This window comes from Candidatus Competibacter phosphatis (assembly GCF_012939995.1).
GTDB lineage: Bacteria > Pseudomonadota > Gammaproteobacteria > Competibacterales > Competibacteraceae > Competibacter > Competibacter phosphatis.
The window spans coordinates 24,748-48,644 of the sequence record NZ_SPMZ01000013.1 but is presented as its reverse complement, the minus strand read 5'-3'; the positions used below and the strand labels follow the sequence as shown (position 1 = coordinate 48,644).

General features: G+C 62.0%; 20 protein-coding genes and 2 pseudogenes. 14 read left to right on the top strand and 8 right to left on the bottom strand.

All coding sequences use genetic code 11. The features are described from left to right. From E4P82_RS04700 to mgtE, 4 genes and pseudogenes are all read left to right on the top strand, one after another. Nucleotides 1–1,880, top strand: a 1,880-nt coding sequence (locus E4P82_RS04700; RefSeq protein ID WP_169247810.1) for a bifunctional DedA family/phosphatase PAP2 family protein, incomplete at its 5' end; no start/stop codon positions are given. A gap of 45 nt (nt 1,881–1,925) precedes the next feature. Continuing rightward, nucleotides 1,926–2,471: a hydrolase gene (locus tag E4P82_RS04695; protein ID WP_169247809.1), complete on the top strand. Its 546-nt coding sequence runs from the start codon at nt 1,926–1,928 to the stop codon at nt 2,469–2,471. Between the two features lie 72 nt (nt 2,472–2,543). Continuing rightward, nucleotides 2,544–3,792, top strand: a pseudogene (gene ispG / locus E4P82_RS04690) (flavodoxin-dependent (E)-4-hydroxy-3-methylbut-2-enyl-diphosphate synthase). Nucleotides 3,793–3,829: 37 nt separating this feature from the next. Then, entirely contained in the window at nt 3,830–5,278 is a 1,449-nt protein-coding gene (mgtE, locus tag E4P82_RS04685) for a magnesium transporter (protein ID WP_312914142.1), read from the top strand. Nucleotides 5,279–5,303: 25 nt separating this feature from the next. Here the strand turns inward: mgtE and E4P82_RS04680 are convergent, their stop codons facing one another. Continuing rightward, nucleotides 5,304–5,831 (bottom strand): hypothetical protein, encoded by a 528-nt coding sequence (locus E4P82_RS04680; protein ID WP_169247808.1) that lies wholly within the window; start codon nt 5,829–5,831, stop codon nt 5,304–5,306. A 128-nt stretch (nt 5,832–5,959) separates the two neighbouring features. After that, nucleotides 5,960–6,313 carry a hypothetical protein gene (locus E4P82_RS04675; RefSeq protein ID WP_169247807.1) on the bottom strand — a complete coding sequence of 118 codons (354 nt, stop codon included), beginning with the start codon at nt 6,311–6,313 and terminating at the stop codon, nt 5,960–5,962. A 216-nt stretch (nt 6,314–6,529) separates the two neighbouring features. Between E4P82_RS04675 and E4P82_RS04670 the strand changes: the two genes are divergently transcribed. Next, entirely contained in the window at nt 6,530–7,294 is a 765-nt protein-coding gene (locus tag E4P82_RS04670; RefSeq protein WP_169247806.1) for a ParA family protein, read from the top strand. A 61-nt stretch (nt 7,295–7,355) separates the two neighbouring features. Here E4P82_RS04670 and E4P82_RS04665 read toward each other — a convergent pair whose 3' ends face one another. Next, the gene (locus E4P82_RS04665) at nt 7,356–8,522 is read right to left on the bottom strand and encodes a glycosyltransferase (protein WP_169247805.1); all 1,167 of its coding nucleotides are present in this window, start codon (nt 8,520–8,522) and stop codon (nt 7,356–7,358) included. A gap of 33 nt (nt 8,523–8,555) precedes the next feature. On the opposite strand from E4P82_RS04665, the gene E4P82_RS04660 reads away from it, so the two are divergent. After that, nucleotides 8,556–9,332 carry an NAD-dependent protein deacylase gene (locus E4P82_RS04660; RefSeq protein ID WP_169247804.1) on the top strand — a complete coding sequence of 259 codons (777 nt, stop codon included), beginning with the start codon at nt 8,556–8,558 and terminating at the stop codon, nt 9,330–9,332. On the opposite strand, the gene E4P82_RS04655 is transcribed toward E4P82_RS04660, so the two are convergent. Next, on the bottom strand, nt 9,327–10,418 hold the full coding sequence (locus E4P82_RS04655; RefSeq protein ID WP_169247803.1) for a hypothetical protein: 1,092 nt from the start codon (nt 10,416–10,418) through the stop codon (nt 9,327–9,329). The genes E4P82_RS04660 and E4P82_RS04655 overlap by 6 nt on opposite strands. A 223-nt stretch (nt 10,419–10,641) precedes the next feature. On the opposite strand from E4P82_RS04655, the gene E4P82_RS04650 reads away from it, so the two are divergent. Together E4P82_RS04650 and E4P82_RS04645 are read left to right on the top strand one after the other, a co-directional pair. Further along, nucleotides 10,642–10,959 (top strand): hypothetical protein, encoded by a 318-nt coding sequence (locus tag E4P82_RS04650; RefSeq protein WP_169247802.1) that lies wholly within the window; start codon nt 10,642–10,644, stop codon nt 10,957–10,959. Nucleotides 10,960–11,305: 346 nt separating this feature from the next. Continuing rightward, the gene (locus E4P82_RS04645) at nt 11,306–13,816 is read left to right on the top strand and encodes a glycogen/starch/alpha-glucan phosphorylase (protein WP_169247801.1); all 2,511 of its coding nucleotides are present in this window, start codon (nt 11,306–11,308) and stop codon (nt 13,814–13,816) included. 102 nt (nt 13,817–13,918) lie between these two features. On the opposite strand, the gene E4P82_RS04640 is transcribed toward E4P82_RS04645, so the two are convergent. Beyond that, nucleotides 13,919–14,731, bottom strand: coding sequence for a M23 family metallopeptidase (locus E4P82_RS04640; protein ID WP_169247800.1), 813 nt, complete (start codon nt 14,729–14,731; stop codon nt 13,919–13,921). A gap of 156 nt (nt 14,732–14,887) precedes the next feature. On the opposite strand from E4P82_RS04640, the gene gorA reads away from it, so the two are divergent. Continuing rightward, nucleotides 14,888–16,237: a glutathione-disulfide reductase gene (gene gorA / locus E4P82_RS04635; RefSeq protein WP_169247799.1), complete on the top strand. Its 1,350-nt coding sequence runs from the start codon at nt 14,888–14,890 to the stop codon at nt 16,235–16,237. A 56-nt stretch (nt 16,238–16,293) separates the two neighbouring features. Further along, nucleotides 16,294–16,815: pseudogene (locus E4P82_RS04630) on the top strand (gamma carbonic anhydrase family protein); the annotation flags it as partial. A 43-nt stretch (nt 16,816–16,858) separates the two neighbouring features. Here the strand turns inward: E4P82_RS04630 and E4P82_RS04625 are convergent. Next, on the bottom strand, nt 16,859–17,479 hold the full coding sequence (locus E4P82_RS04625; protein WP_169247797.1) for a LysE family translocator: 621 nt from the start codon (nt 17,477–17,479) through the stop codon (nt 16,859–16,861). 117 nt (nt 17,480–17,596) lie between these two features. On the opposite strand from E4P82_RS04625, the gene E4P82_RS04620 reads away from it, so the two are divergent. From E4P82_RS04620 to prlC, 4 genes are all read left to right on the top strand, one after another. Then, complete coding sequence (locus tag E4P82_RS04620; RefSeq protein ID WP_169247796.1) at nt 17,597–18,169, top strand: LemA family protein; 573 nt, start codon at nt 17,597–17,599, stop codon at nt 18,167–18,169. An 18-nt stretch (nt 18,170–18,187) separates the two neighbouring features. Next, nucleotides 18,188–19,138, top strand: coding sequence for a hypothetical protein (locus E4P82_RS04615; protein ID WP_169247795.1), 951 nt, complete (start codon nt 18,188–18,190; stop codon nt 19,136–19,138). Between the two features lie 269 nt (nt 19,139–19,407). Beyond that, the gene (locus tag E4P82_RS04610; protein WP_169247794.1) at nt 19,408–19,884 is read left to right on the top strand and encodes a bacteriohemerythrin; all 477 of its coding nucleotides are present in this window, start codon (nt 19,408–19,410) and stop codon (nt 19,882–19,884) included. 35 nt (nt 19,885–19,919) lie between these two features. Continuing rightward, nucleotides 19,920–21,959, top strand: a complete 2,040-nt coding sequence (prlC, locus tag E4P82_RS04605; protein ID WP_169247793.1) for an oligopeptidase A — start codon at nt 19,920–19,922, stop codon at nt 21,957–21,959. 90 nt (nt 21,960–22,049) lie between these two features. Here prlC and E4P82_RS04600 read toward each other — a convergent pair whose 3' ends face one another. Further along, entirely contained in the window at nt 22,050–22,661 is a 612-nt protein-coding gene (locus E4P82_RS04600) for an HAD family hydrolase (RefSeq protein WP_169247792.1), read from the bottom strand. A 2-nt stretch (nt 22,662–22,663) separates the two neighbouring features. Beyond that, nucleotides 22,664–23,851 (bottom strand): PilT/PilU family type 4a pilus ATPase, encoded by a 1,188-nt coding sequence (locus E4P82_RS04595; RefSeq protein ID WP_169247791.1) that lies wholly within the window; start codon nt 23,849–23,851, stop codon nt 22,664–22,666. Nucleotides 23,852–23,897: the final 46 nt, after the last annotated feature.

Here is a 23,897-nt window from a genome sequence, read left to right as displayed (position 1 = left end):
TCATCATCCCCGGCGCTCTGGTCATGTTCGGTCTGGGCGCGTTGATCGGTCTCGGTCACCTGGAATTCTGGTCGGCCTACTGGTGGTCGACGTGGGGCGCCATTGTCGGCGATGCCATCAGTTTTTGGATCGGCCGGGTGTTCCACCAGAGTATCCGCCAAGTTTGGCCATTCACCAAACACCCCGAAATGATCGCCCGCAGCGAGGCGTTCTTCCGTAAGCACGGCGGTAAGGGCGTGCTGTTCGGCCGTTTTTTTGGCCCCGTGCGCGGCACCATTCCCACTGTGGCCGGCATGATGGACATGACTTGGCGCAATTTCATGATCGCCAACGTCATATCGGCGGTACTGTGGGCGCCCGCCTACCTGATTCCCGGCATGGCGTTCGGCGCGTCCCTGGACATCGCTTCACGGGTGGCGGGGCGACTGGCGGCGCTGATCCTGATCGTCGCCGTGCTGCTGTGGTCGACCGCCTGGCTGGTCACCCATGTGGCGCGACTGTTTCAGACCCACGCCACCGACTGGTTGCAACGGTTTCACGCCTGGAGCCGAGGCCGGCGCTTCATCGGGCCGATCAGCGCCTCGCTGCTGGACCCGGCCCAGGGCGAACTGCGCGGTTTGGCGACGCTGGCGGTGCTGCTGCTGGGCGGAGTGGTACTGGTCAGCCTCAGCCTGAGCGCCGCCGGCCGCCAGTTGCCGAGCGGCCTCGACCAAAGCCTGTCTCATTTCTTTCAGGAACTGCGCACGCCATGGGCCGACGCCCTGATGGTATTCACCGCCGAACTGGGCGACTATCAGGTGATGCTACCGGTCAGCCTGGTCGTGTTCGGCTGGCTGGTCTGGCGGCGCAACCATTCCGCGGCCTGGCACTGGTTGGCGGCGTTGTGCTTCGGCATGGCCACCAATCTGTTGTTCAAGTGGCTACTGCCGGTGTCCAGCCCCGTCGAAGTCGCGCAAGGCCTATCAGGCTATTCGTTTCCCTCCAGCCATGCGACGTTCAGTACCCTGATCTTCGGCTTTCTGGCCGTGCTGATCGCCCGGGAAATCCCGTTGACCCGTCGCTGGATCGTCTATCTGGCGGCGGCGTTTCTCATCGTGCCGATCGCCTTCGCCCGCTTGTATTTAGGCGCTCACTGGCTGACCGACACTTTGGCCGGTCTCTGTCTGGGATTGATTTGGGTGACCGTGCTCGGTATCGCCTACAACCGCCATCCCAAGGCGGCGGTCCAATGGCGCGGGCTGCTGGCCTATAGCGTGATCGCCCTGCTGGCGACTGGCTTGCTGCACGTTGGATCCGATTACGGCGCCGACCTGCAACGCTACCAGCCCAAAACGACGCCGCGAGTGCTGACGCGAGAGCAATGGTGGATGGAGAGCTGGCGGGAACTGCCACAGCAGCGACTGGATTTCCGGGGCCACCGTCGACAGGACTTGGTGCTGCAATGGGCCGGCAGCCGCGAGGAACTGGAATCGCGACTGCGGGCAGCGGGTTGGCAGCCGGCCCCCGACCTGGATTTGCGCGGCATGCTGCTGTGGCTAAACCCGCAAGTGGAACTGCGGGAATTGCCGGTCCTGCCGCAAACTCACGCCGGCCGGGAGGACGCGCTCGCGCTGGTGCGCTACGATGATCAGTCCAACGCGCGCTGGGTGCTGCGCTTCTGGGACATCGACGCACACTTGCGCGAGGGCGGCCTGCCGATCTGGATGGGTAGTCTGATCCGCCAAAAGAAGGAACCGCGGATGGGGCTGTTCACCTTTGCGGTGGACGATCCGCAAAGCCGCGCGCCGAGCGATCTGCTGGCGCCGGCCTGGCGAGGTTTGCGGACTCGGGTGGTCAACGGCGCCAATCCCCAGGAGCGCATCACCCTGATTGCCGATTGACGCGATCCGCCCCGGCGGATTCCCAACCTCTGTGGGAGAACGCAAATGTTGATGAAGATCGAAACTTCCTGTCTGTTGGCGGTCGACTTTCAGGAACGGCTGATGCCGGCGATCCATGATGCCGACCGCATCGTGGCCAACGGCGCGTGGCTGATCCAGACTGCCCAACGGCTCAACGTGCCGGTGTTGGCCTCGGAACAGTATCCGCGCGGACTCGGTCACACGGTGGCGGCGATCCGCGAACGACTGCCGGCGGAGGCCTTCATGGAGAAGCTGCATTTCTCCTGCGCCGCCGAGCGGGACTGCATGCGGCGCATCGACGCCCTGGGACGCCAGCAAATCGTCGTGATCGGGGCAGAGGCACACGTTTGCGTGTTGCAGACCGCGCTGGATTTGCGAGCGGCCGGCAGGGACGTCTATCTGGTCGCCGACGCCGTGTCTTCCCGGTCGCCGCGCGACATCGAACTGGCGCTGGAGCGGATGCGCGCCGAGGGCGTGCGGGTGGTCAGCCGCGAAATGGTGGTTTTCGAGTGGCTGCATCAGGCCGGCGACGACCGCTTCCGCGAGATCAGCCGCGAGTTCTTGCGATAACCACCTCCCTCCAGCCCATCCCTCCCCACCATGGCGAGGGAATATTCACGACACTTCTTGGGAAATCACACCATGGCTCGTGCTGAGTTTGCCATCCCGCGCCGTTCCCGCGTCGCCGTCCGTATCGGCGCCATCACGGTCGGCGGCGACGCGCCCATCGTGGTGCAGTCGATGACCAACACCGATACCGCCGATATCGCGGCAACCGCCGCCCAGGTGGCGGAACTGGCGCAAGCAGGTTCAGAACTGGTGCGGATCACCGTCAACAACGAAGAGGCCGCCGCCGCCGTGCCGGCGATCCGTGAACGGCTGGATGCGCGAGGCGTCTCCGTGCCGCTGATCGGCGACTTTCACTTCAACGGCCACCGGTTACTGAGCAAATATCCGGCCTGCGCCAAACTGCTCGACAAATACCGCATCAACCCCGGCAACGTCGGCCGTGGCAAGAAAAAAGGACGAGCAGTTCGCCACCATCGTCGAAATCGCCTGTCGGCATGACAAACCGGTACGGATTGGGGTCAATTGGGGCAGTCTGGACCAGGAACTGGCGGCGCGACTGATGGACGACAACGCCCATCTGCCGCAGCCTCGACCCGCGAGCGAGGTCATGCACGAGGCGATGATCATTTCGGCGTTGGATAGCGCGGCGCGGGCCGAGGAGATCGGCCTGGGTCACGACCAGATCATCCTGTCGGTCAAGATGAGCGGCGTGCAGGACCTGATCGCGGTCTACCGCAAGCTGGCGGCGCGCTGCGATTACCCGCTGCACCTCGGTCTCACCGAAGCCGGCATGGGCAGCAAGGGCATCGTCGCCTCCACCGCCGCGCTGGCGGTGCTGTTGCAGGAAGGCATCGGCGACACCATCCGCATCTCGCTCACCCCCGAACCGGGCGGCAGCCGCAACCAGGAAGTGATCGTCGCCCAGGAAATCCTGCAAGCGATGGGGCTGCGCTCGTTCACCCCGGCGGTGGTGGCCTGCCCCGGCTGCGGGCGCACCAGCAGCGATTATTTCCAGCATCTGGCCCAACAGATTCAGGGCTACCTGCGCGAGCAGATGCCGGTCTGGCGCGGACGCTATCCCGGCGTCGAGGCACTGACCGTGGCGGTGATGGGCTGCGTGGTCAACGGCCCCGGCGAGAGCAAGCAGGCCCACATCGGCATCAGCCTGCCGGGCACCGGCGAAGTGCCGGTGGCGCCGGTCTACGTGGACGGCACAAAGACCGTAACGCTCAAGGGCGAGAATATCGCCGCCGAATTCCAACAAATCGTGACCGATTACGTGATCCGCCGCTACGGCGGGCGCGAGCACGTCGCCGGTTGATCTCGCCATCCCGCCATCCCGGACCCGCGACCCTGCCGTGACCGATGCCACCGCTTCTCACCAATCCACTCACAAGGTGGAGGATCACCTGCGGCAGATCGTCAAGCTGCTGGAGAAACACCGGCTGGTCGAGAGCATGGTGGATCGTGACCGCGCCAGCCCTCGCCATAATCTGATCGAATCGCTGGTGCACCGTCAGCACTTGGTCGAACTGCAACTCAAGCTGCGCAGCCTGCATCCGGCGGACATCGCCTACATCCTGGAGGCACTGCCGCTGGACGACCGCTTACTAGTCTGGCGGCAGATCGAGGACGGGCGCGGCGGCGAGGTGCTGCTGGAAGTCTCGGATGCGGTGCGGGATTCGCTGATCGAGACTTTGGAGCGGCCGGCGCTGGTGCGGGTACTGGGCCAGCTCGACGCCGACGATTTGGCCGAACTAGCCGAGGCGGTACCCGAAGAGATCCTGACGGAAGTCCTGCAATCGCTGAACGCCCGTGACCGCGACTGGCTGCAAGCCACCATGGCCTACCCGGAAGACGCGGTCGGCCACTTGATGTATCAGGATGTGCTGACGGTGCGCGAAAACCAACGGGTCGAACAGGTGCTGCTACTGCTGCGCGGCCGGGACGATCTACCACCCAACACCGACAGCCTGTTCGTGGTCGATGGCCGTCACCTGTTCAAGGGTGTGCTGCCGTTGCGGGCCCTCCTGCTCAACGATCCGCAAAAGCAGGTCGCCGAATTGATGCTGGCCGATCCGGTGATATTCCACTGCAACGAGGACGCCGCCGACGCAGCCCGGGCCTTCGAGCGCTACGACTTGGTATCGGCGCCGGTGGTCAACGAACGCGGCAAGCTGGTCGGTCGGCTCACGGTGGACGAAGTGATCGACTACATCCGCGAGGAGTCGGAGGAAGACGCGCTGAACATGGCCGGTCTGCGCGGCGACGAGGACCTGTTCGCGCCGATCTGGGACAGCGCTCGCAACCGTTGGCTGTGGCTGTCGATCAATCTGTGCACCGCCTTCATCGCCTCGCGAGCCATCGGTCTGTTCGAGGATGCCATCACCCAGATCGTGGCGCTGGCCACGCTCATGCCAATCGTGGCCGGCATCGGTGGCAACTCCGGCAACCAGACCACCGCCCTGGTGGTGCGCGGTCTGGCACTGGGCGAAATCACGCCGGAAAATACCTGGCACCTGGTGTTCAAGGAAATCGGCGTCGGCTTGCTGAACGGCGTGGCGTGGGGAAGCACGGTGGGGCTGTTCGCCTACCTGTTGTATTGGAACTTGCCACTGGGGCTGGTGATGGCGGCGGCGATGTTGCTGAACTTGTTGCTCGCGGCCCTGATGGGCGTGGCCATTCCCCTGATCCTGCATCGACTGGGACGCGATCCGGCACTCGGGTCGAGCGTGCTGCTGACCTTCATCACCGACGGCATGGGTTTCTTCATCTTTCTGGGACTGGCGACGGTGTTTCTGCTGTAGCTCGCGCCGGATCGTTGGAGCAGCCCTATTGCAAGGTCATGACCGGCGCCAGCGTGGCGCGGATTTCCGCCACGGTCAGATGACGCGGGTTCTGATCGCTGTTCTGCAAGTGCCCGCAGGCCAGCCGGAACACATCCGGCTGCCGTTCCGAACGCAGATATAGAAAGGTGGTGAACAACAGCAGGTGAGGACCATCCCGTTCGAACAGGGCGACGTAACGCAGGCCAGAAGCCCGGCTGGAAAAGATTTCCCACTCGCGACCGACCCGCTCCACCGTGAAATGGTCGGTTCGCACGGGATGCGGCGAATCGTCAACGGTTAACACCTCCAATCGGCAGACGGCGTCGTAGCGATACCGATCGCCGATGGCCGTGCCCTGAATGTTGACACCCGCCTGACCCGGCGGAACGATCAGATCCCGATGCAGTTCGAGCACGGTTCCGGTTGGAATGCGATAGGCGGGAGCCTGGCCTTCATAGTCCAGCGCCTGGCAGGCGGTCAGCAGTAACGAAACCACCAGCACCCATCCAGCCACCCAGAAACCCGCCCACATGGCTGCGCTACCCGTTAGCCGAGATCGGACACCGGGCCGCTCGCTGCAACTGCGACCGTTGGTGGATTTCGCTCACTCTCAGTTGATGTTTGTAGGCACGGAGCAGATTCAGCACCGCTTCCACGTAATCATGCGAGGAAAGCTCCTCGTCGGCGTAGCGCCGCAATAGAGTCAGCCAGCGGGCGTGAATGGCGCATGGCGACGACTCGTCGCCCCCCAGTCAACGGACAATCGGCACATCGCATCTGAGCCAGGGCATCGATCACGGCCTGTCTCCGCCACTGCCGGCGATATTGCAAGGCGTAGGTTTCTATCCATTCCAGCGCTCGCGCCTGACGCTCTTCGGCGGGAAACTGCTTGGTATAGTGCTCGATGGCCGCAACCTGTTGCAGTAGAAATTCCGCATCGGATAGTTGCAGATCGTGAGTATCCCCCACAAAACGACTGAGAAGCGCAAGCGTTGGATCATCTACGGTATTCATGATTATTTCTGCTTGGCGAAACCCCTTGACATCGGGCGATTCCACTATAGCAATAATTGTTGCGCTGCACAAATACCATATTCGACCTCGAAAAATTTAGCCCGGCGACCGTTGCGGCGATCGCTGGAAACCACTCCAACCATTCCATCCTCTCGACGCCTCCGCGCGGCTTGACTACACTTGCCTGAAACCACAGTAAAACCACGGAAAACCGCCATGCGCCGAGTCGTCTTCAATCAGAAAGGGGGAGTGGGTAAATCCACCATCGCTTGCAACCTGGCCGCCATCAGCGCGGCGCGCGGGCGACGCACCCTGCTGGTGGATCTGGACCCGCAGGCCAACGCCTCTCGCTATCTGCTGGGTAACGCGCTGGACGAGCAGAAAAAAACCCTCGCCCACTTCTTCGACGACATCCTGGCCTACAAGCTTTTTCCCGACAAACCAGACGCCTACGTCGCGTCGACGCCTTTTCCCAAGCTGAGCGTGCTGCCGTCCGATCCCCGGCTGGAAGAACTGCAACTCAAGCTGGAATCCCGCTACAAGATGTATAAGCTGCGCGAGGCGCTGGACACCCTCAAGGAATTCGACGATATTTTCATCGATACCCCGCCAGCGCTGAACTTCTACACCCGATCGGCGCTGATCGCCGCCGATACCTGCCTGATTCCCTTTGATTGCGACGATTTCTCCCGCCGCGCCCTGTACACTCTGATGGACAGCGTCCGTGAAATTCAGGCCGACCACAATCGCGCGCTGCGGGTGGAAGGCATCGTGGTCAACCACTATCAGGCTCGCGCCAACCTGCCGGTACGATTGGTCGAGGAACTGCGCGGCGAGGGGTTGCCCGTGCTGGACGCCTTCCTGTCGGCCTCGATCAAGATTCGCGAGTCGCACGCTCAGGCCCGACCAATGATCCATCTCGATCCCAAGCACAAGCTCAGCCGCGAGTTCGAAACGCTTTACGGCCTGCTGAACGGCTGATCCATCGGGCCGGCCCCCCGATGTTCCAGCGGGGAGCGCGTTCGAATCGCCAACCCGGCCATCAAACCGCGTCCCGGCCAGCCCGAATCTGCTCGTAAAACGCCAACAACGCCTGGGCCGGCCCTTCCGCCGTCCAATGCCGGGCGTACTCCCGCGCCTCTTGGCTCAGCCACCGACGCAATGCGGCATCGTCCAGCACGCGGCGGACCTGAGCGGCGAAATCGCTGACTTCCTCCTCCGCCACCAACGCGCCCTTGCCCGCCGCCAGGATGTCGCGGGTACCCATGACGGCGGTGGACACCACCGGCACCCCCAGACTCATGGCCTCCAGCAAGACCAAGCCTTGCGTTTCGGTGCGCGAGGCGAACACGAACGCCTCACCGGCCTGATAGCAGCTCGCCAGATCGGTCCCGCGCGCCAGATAACCCACGAACCGCAGGTTGTCCCGCACGCCAAGTTCGCCCGCCAAACGATGCAAGCGCCCTTCGGCCGGCCCTTCCCCGGCGACGATCAATACGATATCGGGATGGCTGGTCTGCTTGAGCGCCCGGACCACCTCCAGCAGGAATTCGATATTCTTCTCGAACGCCACCCGGCCCACGAATACCAAGGTCGGCTGATCGACCGCGATGCCGTGCCGAACGCGAAAAGCCTCTCTGTCGCCTTCCTGAAAGGCATCCAGCGGCATGCCGGTCGGGATCACCCGCATGGTCGTCCGCACCCCATAGCGTTCCAGCACTTCGCGCATCGCCCGCGAGGGCACCACTAGTCCATTCAGACGATTGCACTGGCGGCGCGAGAACAGCCGGGCGACCGCCCGCCAAGCGCTCTTCGGCAGCACCGGTAGATAATGAAACAGATACTCTTCGAAAAAGGTGTGATAGGTTTCGACGCAGGGCACGCCCCAGTGCCGCGCCAGCCGGAGGCCGGCGTAGTGAGCGACAAACGGAGTCTGGACGTGAACCAGATCGAAGCCTCGGCCGTTCAGTGCCCGCAACCGTCGGCCGAGCGGCCCCGACCGCATCATCCGATCCTCTGGATCGAACAATACTTGGCGGGATGGCACCCGATTGACACCCTCCTCCTCTGCGGTGGGCAAACCGTATTCCGGCGCCACCACCCAGACCTCATGCCCCAAACGCCCCAATTCGCGCCGAAAGGTCTGAATGGATGTGGATACGCCGTTCACGCGCGGAAAATACACATCGGAAAGCATTAGAATTTTCATTGGTTCCCCAACCCGTCCCAGCGAGGCCGCGCCATGAACGATCCAGATTCCACCACTGTCGCCCGCATCGTCGCGGAAATGCGCCGAGCCCGCCGGCTCCTGTTCATCACCGGCGCGGGCATCTCCGCCGATTCCGGTCTGCCGACCTATCGCGGCATCGGCGGGCTGTACAATAACGAATTGACCGAGGAAAACTTCTCGATCGAAACCGCTCTGTCCGGGTCGATGCTCGAAGCCGCCCCGCACATTACCTGGAAGTACCTGCACCAGATCGAAAATGCCTGCCGGGGCGCGCACTTCAACGATGCGCACGCCATCATCGCCAAATTGCAGGATCAGTTCGAGGTCTGCGTGCTGACCCAGAACATCGATGGCTTCCATCGCGACGCCGGTAGCCGCAATCTCATCGAAATGCACGGCGATGTCCACGACCTGTACTGCACCCGTTGCGACTATTCCGCCACGGTTGCCGACTACAGCCAACTGGACATTCCTCCGGCTTGCCCGCGCTGCCACGCGTTGGTGCGACCGCGAGTGGTGCTGTTCGGCGAAACGCTGCCATCACACGCCATCCAACATCTCTACCGGGAACTGGATGAAGGCTTCGATCTGGTGTTCAGCATCGGCACCACCAGCGTCTTTCCCTACATCGCCGGTCCCTTGGTGCAAGCCAGTCAGGCGAGTATCCCCACAGTGGAGATCAACCCCAGCGACACCAACGTCACTCGCTTCGTGGACTACAAACTGACCTCGGGCGCGGCGGCCAGCATGCGCGCCATCCACCAGGCTTATCAGGCACCGAATTCATAGAAGCGCTCGCTCCAGCCAAGCGGCGGCCTCGATCGTGCCGGACGGCGCCACCGGCGGTTTGGCCGGTTGCGCCAGCAGCACCCGCAAAGGTTCAGCCAAGTCGCCGGCCGCCAGTTGCCGGCGATCGATCTTGAGCGCATTCCCATGCTCCGTCAGCCAGCGACTCAGCCACGGTTCTTCCGGCCAGTCGTCGCGCCCGACGTAGAGCACTCGGGTCGCGTTGCACACCGCCTCGGCGAAAGCGCCGTAGCCGGGCTTGGTGAACAACACGTCGCAGGAACGGATCAGGTCCACCATCGAGCAATCATCGGTCAGAACCATCCAGCTTCGCACATCCGGTCGATCCACCTGGCCCCAATCCGGCGGGATCAACCAGCACACGTCCGCCAGCGCCGGCCATGCTTCCAACGGCGGGCGCAGGTTCACGCCTCCCAGGCCCATCAGCACCAGCGTTTCGTCGCCGTGCAAACCGAGCCGGCGATCGATCTCCAGTCGCCGGTCCCGGCCCAAGTCGGCGATGGGGCCGATGGACCGGGCATTGCGTAAATCCGGCATCGGCATGCTGGGCGCCGGCTGGAGAAAAACCATGGCACTATTGTAGGCCGTCAGCATCGGCGCGCGCAGCGCCGCCAGATCGGGAGCATCGGCACCGTAACCTTGCAGGATATCCGCCCAGTTCAGCGAACACAGCGCCAGCGCCGGAATCGCCAAGCGAGCCGCCGCCGCCAGACTCAGATAGGGAATATCGGCCAATAGCAGATCCGGCGCCGCCCGCCGCAGCATGCTTTCCTGCCAATCCAGCCGCGCCTCCCATTCACCATGAAAAGCCCGATAGGCAGCCAGACTATCGGCCAGCTTCACGTCCAGCGCATCCACCATCACCATGCCGAAATCGGCCGCGCCGGCCACGACCGTGAATTCGCCCGCGATCCGCCCGCGCAAGACCGGTTCCGGCAGCAGGCTCTGCACGGTCAGGCGAATCGCCGGATGACGCTGGCGAAGCGCGTTCAGCACCGGCGCCGTTTGCGCCAAGTGCCCGAACCCATGACCGGAAAGGGCGACGTAAAGATGGGAAGCCTCAATCACGCAAAACGTCCTCTAGATCAATGCGAAAGCGCTGTGATGACGCGCCGATGACAAATCGGCGACGATAAGCTTGCAATTCAGGTTGTTTGTATCGAAAAAAAACTTCTAGACTAAAATCGCAACAAGGTGTCTCATAATGTCAAATTGTTGTTTTTTTTGACACCCATCGTTCGCACCGAACGATTTTAGGCTGACCTCATTGTCAAGGCGCGAGGGCATGATCATGGCACAGATGCTGACTTTGCAAACCTTGGAAGCCGAAAACCAATCATTCGCGGGCACCGGCGGTATCAGTTCGGCCAACCGGCACTACGGTTTCACCCCTGGCTTCCTGGATCGGGAAACCGGCGCGGTCTACTGTTCCTGCTGGGCCGACGGCACTCCAGCCCCCTTCCACGCCCTGGATGGCCTACCCGACCATCTGGTATTGGCCCGCAACCCTTGCGGCCACATTGTCGCCATCAAATCCAGTGTCGTCGCCGGTTTCATCCGTTTCGGACTGTTCTACACCCGCGAACAGGCCGCCCACTGCCTTGAGTAGCGCCCCGCCCTGTCGGTTCCTCCGTTTGCCCCGACCCGATTGATCGGTCCACCTGGAAGACCATCCCGCCAGCCCGCCGTCGATTGTACCCGTAATTTCCTCTATCCTCCGCCGTGCCCGCGCCTGCCCATGGCCGGAAATCCAGCGCCTCCCATGTTCCCCCCCGACGGCATCGATAATGCCTTGCAATTGGCAATCGCCCGACTATCGTTTCTATGATGTTCAGCGAAGCCCTGACCGCAAGCCACGAGTTGCCGTCAGTAAAACCACTCAAGCATCTCGACGCCATCCGGCCCGGCGCCGGGTGCTTTCCATCTCACCAGCACATGCAACGGACTTTACCGCCATGACGATCCAAACCGTAGAAAGAAGCACGCCAGCATCCTGGCTGACGGAACTGCCGCCTTTGGGCATGGATGCCAAAAGCATCGCCGCCGACTTCCGACACTACTTCAGCCACACCCTGGGCCGCGACCGGCATACCAAATACACCTACTACATGTACGAAGCCCTGGTGCTCACCCTGCGCGACCGGCTGTGGGAGCGCTGGAAGAACACCCGCTATGCCTACGAGGCGGACGGTGGCGTGCGCCGGGCGTATTACCTGTCCCTGGAATTCCTGATGGGTCGGGCCCTGGGCAACGCCATGCTCAATCTGGGCGTCTCTGAACCGGTCAACAAGGCGCTGTACGACATGGGCCTGACCCTGGAGGAACTGGCCGAGTGTGAGAACGACGCCGGGCTGGGCAACGGCGGCCTGGGACGACTGGCGGCCTGCTTCATGGATAGCTGCGCCACCTTGCGGCTGCCGGTGATCGGCTACGGCCTCCGCTACGCCTACGGCATGTTCCGCCAGCGCATCGAAAACGGCTATCAGGTCGAGGAACCCGATCATTGGCTGCGCAGCGGCACTCTATGGGATCTGGAGCGGCCCGAGTATACGCAGCGAATCAAGTTCGGCGGTCGCACCGAAGGCTTCATGAAAGCCAACGGCGACATGGGCTGGCGCTGGCTGGATACCCACGACGTGCTGGCCGTACCCTACGATTTCCCGATTCCAGGCTACCAGAACGGTACGGTCAACACCCTGCGACTGTGGTCCTCGGCCGCCACCGACGAATTCGATCTGGAAGATTTCAACGCCGGCAGTTACACCGACGCCGTGGGCGCCAAGAACCTGGCGGAAAACATCACCATGGTGCTCTACCCCAACGACGCCACCGAGAGCGGCAAGGAGTTGCGGCTGCGCCAGCAGTATTTCCTGGCCTCCGCCAGCCTGCAGGACGTGATTCGGCAATGGGTACGGGTCCATGGCGAGGATTTCAGCCAGTTCGCCGCGAAGAACTGTTTCCAGCTCAATGACACCCACCCCACCATCGCGGTGGCGGAGCTGATGCGCCTGCTGATGGACGAGCACGATCTGGGCTGGGACGCAGCCTGGAGCATCACCAGCAAGGTCATGGCCTACACCAACCACACCCTGCTGCCCGAAGCGCTGGAGCGCTGGCCGGTGCGGCTGTTCCGGCAACTGCTACCCCGGCTGCTGGACATCATTTACGAAATCAACGCCCGCTTCCTGGCCGAAGTTGCCAGCCACTGGCCCGGCGACATCGACCGTCAGGGCCGGATGTCGCTGATCGAGGAAGGCTACGAACAGCAAGTCCGCATGGCCTATCTGGCCATCGTCGGCAGCATCTCGGTCAACGGCGTGGCCGCGCTGCATTCGGAGCTGCTCCAGCAAGGGCTGTTCCGCGACTTCTACGAATTGTGGCCGGAGAAGTTCAACAACAAGACCAACGGGGTCACCCAGCGGCGCTGGATGGCCAGTTGCAACCCCGGCATGAGCGCGCTGATCACCGAAGCCATCGGCCCCGGCTGGATCACCAAGCTGGACGAGTTGCGCAAACTGGCGCCGCATGCCGACGACCCCAAATTCCGGGCGCGCTGGCGGGAAATCAAGCAGGATAACAAGGTCCGTCTGGCCAGCTTGATCGAAGCCGACTGTGGCGTGGTCTTCAACCCCAAGGCCATGTTCGACGTGCAGGTCAAGCGCATGCACGAGTACAAGCGCCAGTTGCTGAACCTGCTGCACGTCATCCACCTGTACGACCGCATCAAGCGCGGCGATACCGCCAACTGGACTCCGCGCTGCGTACTGATCGGCGGCAAGGCGGCGCCCGGCTACTACATGGCCAAGCAGATCATCAAGCTGACCAACAACATCGCCAAGGTCATCAACAACGACCCCGAGGTCGGCGACAAGCTGAAGCTGGCTTTCCTGCCCAACTATCGGGTCACCGCGATGGAGATCATCTGCCCCGGCACCGATCTGTCCGAGCAGATTTCCACCGCCGGCAAGGAAGCGTCGGGCACCGGCAACATGAAGTTCATGATGAACGGCGCCGTGACCATCGGCACCCTGGACGGCGCCAACATCGAAATCCGCGAGGAAGTCGGCGACGAGAATTTCTTCCTGTTCGGCCTGACGGCGCGGCAAGTGGAAGAACGGCGGCGGGACTACAACCCGGTCGCCATCATCAACGCCGATGCCGACATTGCCCGGATCATGCACCTGCTGGAAAGCGGCCACTTCAACCAGTTCGAAAAGGGCATCTTCGACCCGATCCTGCACTCGCTGACCAGCCCGCACGATCCGTGGCTGACCATCGCCGACCTGCGCAGCTTCATCGAGGCCCAGCAGCAGGCCTCGCTGGCGTACCAGGATCAGGAAAAGTGGGCGCGGATGAGCATTCTCAACACCGCGTTCAGCGGCAAATTCTCCACTGACCGCACCATGCAGGAATACAACGCCGAGATCTGGAAGCTACAGGCGCTGCCGGAAATGCCGATGGCGTAAAACCCCGCCGGTCGTCTCACCCATACCCCTCTCTTCACCAAGAGAGGGGTAAATTTTGTTCGGATAGGCGCCAAGGACCGGTCGTCCTCTACCCTTCGCTCCCTATCGCGGCATCGGCGGCACGATCAGCGCCGGATCGATCCGCGCCTCGCGCCAATTCATCCGCCAGTCCAGATGCGGACCGGTTACCCGGCCGCTCTTGCCCACCGTGGCGACCACATCGCCCTTGCGCACCGGTTGCCCGACCCGAACATCAATCCGGTCTAGATGCATCAATGTCGAACTCAGCTGGTAACCGTGATCGATGATCAGCGTAGCGCCACTGTAGTACAAATCCGGTTCGGCCAGCGTGACGATCCCGTCGGCCGGAGCGCGTACCGGCGTGCCGACCGGCCTGGCAATATCGACGCCGTAATGCGGCTGGCGGGGTTCGCCGTTGAGAATGCGCTGGCTGCCGTACACCCCGCTGATGCGGCCGGTGACCGGCCAAGCGAAACCGCTCAGAAAATATGCTCGGGGAATCTCCTCCCGACGGACCGCGGCCACCTGGGTATTTTCCCGACGGATGCGCGCCAATACGGCGGGCGGCGGAGTGACCTTGCTCGACGGCAAACCGTCGAGCCGCTGGATGTTGTACTGGCGCGGCGAAATCGTTAGTTGTCGCTCGTCCCGGCTCCCGTCCGGGAACACGGCGCGCAAGCGCGCCATCGGCGGCGCATCGCGATGGAACCCGAACACAAACGCGCCTTCCGGGCTCACCGGCACCGCTTGCCCGTCCAGTTCCAGCCGGGTACCCGGCGGCGCCTGCCCGACGATCAGACCGCCCTGAGTCCATTGCCCCCGCCAGTGCAGTTCGCCCGCACCGACCCACAATGGCCACAGTAGTAAGATGAGACTCCATCCGAACCCACGCATCGATCACCTCCGGTCTTGTTCGGCCCACCCGGCAGATCCGTCGGGCACACGCTATAGTAACTGCTATTGTGCGCGGGATACCGCCGCCACTGGCCGCCTCTCCCCTCGCCCGAATTTTCGCCGGCATGATCATTACGCTCACCATTTGGAGGATGCATGACCCAGCATTACGACCTGATCGTCATCGGCGGCGGCAGTGGCGGCCTGTCGGTAGCGGAACGGGCAGCCCGCCACGGTGCCCGCTGTGCCCTGATCGAAGCCGACCGGCTCGGCGGCACCTGTGTCAATGTCGGCTGCGTGCCCAAGAAAATCATGTGGTACGCCGCCCACCTGGCTCATGCGCTCGATGATGCGCCCGGCTATGGCTTCCGACTGGATTATTTCGGCTTCGACTGGAAAAAGCTCAAGACCGCCCGTGACGCTTTCGTGCACAACATCAACGAATGGTACCTGGGCTATCTGGCCGAGGCAGGGGTCGAACTGATCCGTGGATTCGGCCGTTTCGCCGACGCCCGCACCCTGACGGTGGGCGATCAGCGCTATAGCGCCGACCATCTGGTCATCGCCACCGGCGGCCGACCACGGGTTCCCCAAGTACCCGGCGCTCAGTTCGGCATCACCTCCGACGGCTTTTTCGAGCTGAGCGCCTGTCCGCGACGGATCGCCATCGCCGGTAGCGGTTACATCGCGGTGGAGCTGGCCGGGATGCTGAACGCGCTGGGCGCCGAAGTGACGCTGCTGGTACGCAAGGACCAGGTATTACGGCCGTTCGACGCCATGCTGCGCGAGCAACTGATGGAGCGACTGCGCGAGGACGGCATCCATGTGCTGACCCGCACCCAGATCAATGCGGTGGCGCGTCTGGCCAAGGGCATGCTCAGCCTGCATTGCGACGGGCGCGGGGATACCCTGGAAGTGGATACGCTGTTGTGGGCCATCGGCCGCGACCCCAATACCGACACGCTCGATCTGGCGGCGGCGGGAGTGACGGCAAATCCGAACGGTACGATCCCGACCGATCCCTATCAGAACACCAACGTCGCCGGCATTTACGCCATCGGCGATGTAACCGAACACGCCCAATTGACCCCGGTGGCGATCGCCGCAGGCCGCCGATTAGCCGATCGGTTGTTCGGCCAGCAACCGGAGCGGCGCCTGTTTTACGAAAACATTCCCAGCGTGGTGTTCAGCCATCCGCCCATCGCCACGGTCGGACTGACCGAGGAGGATGCACGGCAACGACACGGCACGGCGGTACGAGTCCATCAGACCCGCTTCCGACCGATGTACCACGCCTTTACCCAGCGCCAGCCACCGACCGCGATGAAACTGGTGTGCGTCGGCCCGGAGGAAAAGATCGTGGGTTGCCACCTCATCGGCGAGAATGCCGACGAGATGCTGCAAGGCTTTGCGGTCGCCATCCGCATGGGCGCCACCAAGCACGATTTCGACGACACCGTCGCCATCCATCCGACCAGCGCCGAAGAGCTGGTCACGATGCGCTGAAGGTCGAAGGGCCACAAACAATCCAAAAATCCGCCCCTTGCATGAGAACCGATCCCATGGCAATCCGTCCTTTCGAACAACACACCCCGCAAATTCATGCCACCGTCTACGTCGACGACACCGCCCTGGTCATCGGCGACGTCGAAATCGGAGAAGACAGCTCGATCTGGCCGATGAGCGTGATCCGCGGCGACATCCAGCGCATCCGTATCGGCGCGCGCACCAGCATTCAAGACGGCAGCGTGATCCACGTCACTCACGACAGCCGCTTTTGTCCGGGCGGTCAGCCGACCCTCATCGGCAACGATGTCACGGTCGGCCACAAGGTCATCCTGCACGCCTGCACCATCGAGGATTACTGCCTGATCGGCATGGGCTCGATCATCATGGACAAGGCGGTGGTGCGATCGCGCGTGACCATCGGCGCCGGCAGCGTGGTACCGCCGGGCAAGGTGCTGGAAAGCGGTTTCCTCTATGTCGGCAGCCCGGTCAAGCAAGTCCGACCGCTGAACGAGCGCGAGTTGGAATTTCTCGAATATTCGGCCCAGAACTACCGGCGCTTGCGGGAGCGGCACCTGCAAACGATTGGCGCGGACAACGCCGCCGCCAGCGCTCCCGCCCCTAGCCCCAAACCGCCGAGGCCAGCGCCCAAAGCCCGAACCCGGCGACCAGCGCCCCCGAAACGCGGTTGATGCCACCCAGCGCCGCCGGAGTCAGTCGCCCGCGCAGCAACCCGACACCCCCAACCAACAACAGCCACCACAGCAGCGAGCCGGCGAACACCCCCAGCACCAACCATCCGGCCGCCGCGAAATCCCGTCCCTCGGCGGCCAGACCCAGCCCGGCAAAAATGGCCAGAAACGCCAGCACGGTGACGGGGTTGGCCAGCGTCAACGCCAAGGTGGACAGATAATCCCCCAATAGTCCGACGCGGTTGGGGCGAACGCACGCCTGCTCGCCAACCGGCGGAATCCGCCAGGTCCGCCAGCCCAGATACAGCAGAAACAGGCCGCCGATGATTTGCAACTCCATTTGCCAGGCCAACAGCAGATGCGCCAGCGAAGCCAGTCCGAAACCGGCGATACAGCCGTAAACCGCATCGGCGCTGGCTGCCCCAACACCGGACAGCAACCCCGCCCAACGGCCGCGCGTCAGCGTGCGTTGCACGCACAACAACCCGATCGGTCCCACCGGCGCGGCGATGGCGAAGCCGATCAGCATCCCCTTGAACCAGAACAGCATGGTGCTCTCTCCACGGCGCTAGCGTGTCTTTCTTTCCGCACCGTCAGCTAGACTTATATATAATTCTAGTGACTATTTACTTAAGCCACTCTCCACTATTCGCACGATACCGCCATCATGAACTTGTTCAGCATTGTCCTTATTGTCGCCTTGGTGCTGCTGGTCCTGTACGGCATCATCATCTACAACCGCCTGGTCAACCTCAAACACAACGCCGGCATATCCTGGTCCAACATCGACGTGTTGCTCAAACAGCGTCACGACGAATTGCCCAAGTTGGTCGAAACCTGCAAGCAGTACATGCGCTACGAGAAGGACACCCTGGAAGCGGTGATGCGTGCCCGCCAGGGCGTGGCCGATGCTCAGCAGCGCGGCGACGTACCGGCGCTGGGAGCGGCCGAAAGCCAGTTACGGCTTGGCCTAGGTCAGTTGTTTGCGGTGGCCGAAGCCTATCCCGAACTGCGCGCCAACGACAACTTCCGCCATCTGGAAAGCCGCATCACCGGCCTGGAAAACGCCGTCGCCGACCGCCGGGAGTTCTACAACGACAGCGTCAACCTGAACAACGTCCGCATCGAACAGTTCCCGGACGTGCTGATCGCCCGTTTCTTCAACTTCGAGCCATTCCGGCTGCTGGAATTCTCCGAACCGGAAAAACAGAACGTCGATCTCGCCAGTCTGTTCCGCTGAGCGGCGCGAAACGACCCGATGTACCGGCCCAGCCTGAAAGCGACGCTGGGATTCGTCGCCCTCTGGCTCGGTTTCTTTCTGTTGCTGCGGTACCCAGATCACGCCGGGCCGTCGTCGCCGACTCCGTTGCTGGCGCTGATACTGGCCGTCACGATCTTCGGTCTGTACGGCGCGCTGCATTTCGGGCGGAGAGCCTGGCGGCTGGCCGACACACCCATCGCCCGCATCCGTTCGGCGCCGCAGGGCTATGTGGAACTCCATGGCCACGCCCGGCTGTTGCCGGGACCGCCGATCCTGGCGCCACTCAGCTACCTGCCCTGCGCCTGGTACCGTTACCGGGTGGAGGAACGCACGTCGGGCAACCGCTGGTGGCCGGTGGATTCCGGCGAGAGCGATAGCCTGTTCCTCCTCGACGACGGCACCGCTCAATGCGTGATCGACCCCGAAGGCGCCGACTTCATCAAGACCCGTCACGAGGTCTGGTACGGTAATCCCAGCGGGGCGCGCACCCATGCGCTCTGGGGCATCGGCGCCACGTACCGCTATACCGAGCAACGCATCCTGCCCGACGAGGACTTGCACGTCATCGGCTTGTTCCGCACCGTCGGCGGTCTACGAGAAGCGCCCGACACCCGGCGCGAAGTCGCGGAACTGCTGGAGCGCTGGAAACGCGATCCACGACGGATGGCGCTGTTCGACCGCCGCCGCAATGGCCGGATCGATCCCGACGAATGGGAAGCCGCCCGCCGCGCGGCCTATCGACAAGTCCAGCGGGAACAGTTGCAACAAGCGACCCAACCGGATGTCCACCTAATAGCCGATCCTGGCGATACCAGCCGGCCGTTCATCATCGCTGCTTTTCGCGAGGAAAGCCGCTTGATCAATTACTTCTACTGGCGCGCGGCGCTGTCGCTACTAACGGCGTTGCTGGCAATAGGCTACCTAATATCACGATTGAATCTTAGCTGATGGAGCCGAAAAAAAACCCGGCTTGAATCCACGGAACCACTGATGGTAGACTAAAATTCCCTGATTTTTTAAAAGGATTTTGGGGCTTCTTCATAAGTCGGTCACAACCACTCAGGAGGCAAAACCCAGAAAACACGACTCGGGTAGGCATTGAACAGCTCTGGACAATGTCTTGGTTTTTCAGGAATCCGAATATCTCATCGATCATCGGACCCATCCAAAAAACTGGGTCAAATTTATTACATTACACAAATAGAGAGAATCCTGTCATGTCCGCCACACAAGAATATATCGCCTGGTCGCAAGAGCTCAGCGTGGGTATTCGGGAACTCGATGAGCAGCATAAAATCCTTATCGGACTAATCAATCAATTGTATAACGAAGCCATCTTGAAAAGACCCGACAACTCGGTTATCAGTGGTATCCTCAATGAATTGGCACAATACACGGTCATCCATTTTTCAGTCGAGGAAAGCCTGTTTCGCATATTCGATTATCCCAACACCGATACTCATCAGCAACACCATGAACAACTCAAGGAAAGCCTCTTCGATATTCAAAACAAATTCCGTCTAGGCACGCCTGTTACCCTTGAACTGATGGGCTTTCTAAGACAGTGGTTAAAACAACATATCATGAAGGATGACAAACAATATGAAGCCTTCTTCTTGGAAAAAGGCTTTAATGCCAACTGGTCTAAAAAAGCGGTCATGGGTTGGAAAAATCTGGAATTCAATTTATCTTAAGTAACCTCTTCAACACAAAGATTAACGTTCGCTCGATGACCAATCCATTGTTGACCACCGCTGACCTGCCCCGCTACGCCGCCATCCGGCCCGAACATATCGAATCCGCCATCGATCGGGTGCTGGCCGATAATCGTGTCGAACTCGAACGGTTGCTGGCCGCTCACCACACCTACACCTGGGACACTCTGATCCAGCCGTTGGAAGAGCTGGAGGACCGTTTGAATAAAGCATGGTCGCCGGTTAACCACCTGCACTCGGTCCGCGATTCCGAGGATTTGCGCGCCGCCTACAACGCCTGCCTGCCCAAGCTCAGCGCGTACTACACTGAACTGGGCCAACACGAAGGACTGTATCAGGCCTACCGGCAAATCGCCGACGGTCCAGAATACCCTCGACTCGATCCGGCGCAGCGCAAGGTCATCGACAACGCCTTGCGCGACTTCCGACTGTCCGGCATTGCCCTGCCGCCCGCACAACGCGACCGCTACAAGGCGATCATGCAGGAACTGGCGCAACTGAGCGCCAAGTTCTCGGAAAATGTGCTGGATGCCACTCAGGGCTGGACCCAACATCTCAGCGACGAGGCACAACTGGCCGGGCTGCCGGAATCGGCCAAGGCCCTGGCCCGGCAAACCGCCCGGCAGCGCGATCTCGACGGCTGGCTACTGACGCTGGAATTGCCATCCTATCTACCGGTATTGAATTACGCCGACGACCGGGAGCTGCGGCGGACGCTGTACGACGCCTACTGCACCCGCGCCTCCGACCAGGGACCGAACGCCGGCCAATGGGACAACGGCGCGGTCATGGAACGCATTCTGTCGCTGCGTCACGAAGTAGCCCAACTGCTGGGCTTCCATGACTACAGCGACTATTCGCTGGCCACCAAGATGGCCGACTCACCGGACCAGGTGCTGGCCTTTCTCGACGACCTGGCCCGCCGCGCCCAACCGCAAGCGCAACGGGAATTGGACGAACTGCGGCGTTTCGCCCACGACCGCTTCGGCATGGACGACCTCCAAGCTTGGGACATCGGCTATTACTCGGAAAAACTGCGCCAGCACCGCCATCGCTTATCGCAGGAAGAATTGCGCCCCTACTTCCCCATCAACCGAGTGCTGCCGGGGCTGTTCGCGGTGGCGGAACGGCTGTTCGGCATCGTCATTCACCCGCTGGACTCTATCGAAGTCTGGCATCCCGATGTTCGCGCCTACGAAATCGTCGATGGCGCCGGCACCCAACGCGGCCGGTTCTACCTGGACCTGTACGCGCGTCCGCACAAGCGCGGCGGCGCGTGGATGGACGGCTGCCTGCCGCGACGGGTCTTGAGCGGCGTCACGCGGCTACCGGTCGCCTATCTGGTCTGCAACTTCGCGCCGCCGGTGGACGACGAACCGGCGCTGCTGACTCATAACGAAGTTCAGACCCTCTTCCACGAGTTCGGGCACGGGCTGCACCACCTGCTGACCATGATCGACTACCTGCCGGTGACCGGCATCCACGGCGTGGAATGGGACGCGGTGGAACTGCCGAGCCAGTTTCTGGAAAACTGGTGCTGGTCGCGCGAAGCACTGAATCTGCTGGCCGGACATTACCAAACCGGTGTGCCCCTGCCGGAAGACTTGTACCAACGGATGTTGGCGGCCAAGCATTTCCAGGCGGGAATCCTCATGGCGCGGCAACTGGAATTCGCGCTGTTCGACTTCCGGCTACACCACGATTATGACCCGGCGCGGGGCGGACGAGCGCGGGAAGTGCTCGACGCGGTACGCCAACAAGTGGCGGTCATCCTGCCACCGGCTTACAACCGCTTCGCCAATGCCTTCACCCACATTTTCTCCGGTGGTTACGCGGCGGGTTATTACAGCTACAAATGGGCCGAGGTGCTGTCGGCCGACGCCTTCAGCGCTTTCGAGGAGAGCGGGATCTTCGACGCCGCGACCGGAGCGCGGTTTCGGGAAAACATTCTGGAGGTGGGCGGTTCGCGGCCGGCGCTGGCCAGCTTCGTCGCGTTTCGCGGTCGGGAACCACGTATCGAACCACTGCTGCGGTTGAGTGGGATCGCGGCATGAGTACCGTAAACCCCGCACCGTGGGGTTTATAACGGACTGAGGCAACCTTTACGTGCAGTCGCGCGCGGTTTACCTCGTCGGATCCATCCGTCAATAACCGCCCACGATCGGCCGGACATCGGTCGCCAGCATGCCGGCGCGGCGGGCGGCCTCCAGACCGGCGTCGGCGTCCTCAAACACCTGGCAATAGCAAGGTTCGATGCCGATCCGGCACGCCGCTTCCAGGAACAGATCGGGCTCGGGTTTCGGCGGCAAGCCGTCATCGGCGGTCAGCACCGCCAGAAATAACTCTCGCACACCAATCGCCCGTAGCGTCTGCTCCACATTGGCGCGGTTGCTGCCGGACACCACCGCCATCGGCATCTGGCCATGGTAACGCCGCGCCAGCGCCGCCACGGGCTCCATGGGCCGCACCCGCCGCAGTCGCGCCAAGGTCCGCCGCTCCTTGTCGGCGGTAAATCGTTCCACATCGACCTGCTGACCGAATTCCACGTTGTACAACGCCACGATCAGCGCGGTGGGCTTGCCGTTGTGCCGGATCAGGAATTCCAGCGGACATGCCAAGCCCAACGCGGCGAAGGTTTCTTCCCAAGCCGCATAGTGGGTGGGCAAGGTATCGGCCAAGGTACCGTCGCAGTCGAAAATGAGTCCCCTGACCCAAATCGGCACCTTGAGGATGGACGAGGAATCGACCGCCGCCACGCCTAGCCGACCCCAGGACGCGGCGGAGTGCGTGGACTCGCTACCCCTGGCACAGGCTTCTCTTCCTCCTCGGGTTCCGCCAGCGCTTCCAGCGACAACCCCATGCCGCCCGGCTTCTCTGCGCCCGGCGCCTCACCAGAGAGGTTGATCCGTAACCGCAGGTTGTTGGCGGAATCGGCATTCTTGATCGCCTCCTCGAAACTGATCTTGCCGGCCTTATGCAACTCGAACAGTGCCTGATCGAAAGTCTGCATCCCCATCCCGGTGGCCTTCTCCATGATCTCCTTGAGCCCGGCCACCTCACCGCGCTTGATCAGCGTCTCCACCATCGGTGAATGCAGCAGAATCTCGATCGCCGCCACCCGTTTGCCATCCACCGTCGGGATCAATCGCTGTGAAACGAAAGCCCGCAGATTGGCCGACAGATCGGTGAGCAATTGCGGACGCCGCTCCTCGGGAAAGAAGTTGATGATCCGATCCAGCGCCTGATTGGCACTGTTGGCGTGCAGGGTGGAAATCGCCAGATGGCCGGTTTCCGCGAACGCCAACGCATGCTCCATGGTCTCTCGGTCGCGGATTTCACCGATCAGAATGACGTCCGGGGCCTGTCGCAAGGTGTTCTTCAGGGCGTCAGCATAGCTGAGCGTATCCACGCCAACCTCGCGCTGGTTGACGATGGAACGCTTGTGACGGTGGATGAATTCGATGGGATCCTCGATGGTGATGATATGCCCACCGCTATGGGTGTTGCGATGATCGATCAGCGCCGCCAACGAAGTGGACTTACCCGAACCGGTACCGCCGACGAACAGGATCAGTCCGCGCTTGGACATGATCACCTCGGTCAAAACCGGCGGCAACCCCAAATCCTTGACGTTGGGCAAGTCGGTCTTGATGTTGCGAATCACCATCGACACTTCGCCACGCTGTTTGAAGATATTGACTCGAAATCGCCCCACCCCAGACTCGCTGATCGCCAAATTCAGTTCCAGTGTCTTCTCGAACTCCTTGATTTGCTCTGGATTCAGTATCGAATAGGCAATTTCCTTGACTCGACCATGAGGCAGTGGCTCCTTGTCCAGCGCGCGCAATACCCCTTGAAACTTGGCACAAGGCGGCGCACCCACGCTCAAATAAATATCGGAACCGTCTCGACGGGCCAGAATCAACAAATATTCCTTTAGGTCCATGTAGTTACTCCACGATGCCAATACCAGTTTCCAAGAATGCCAGTTT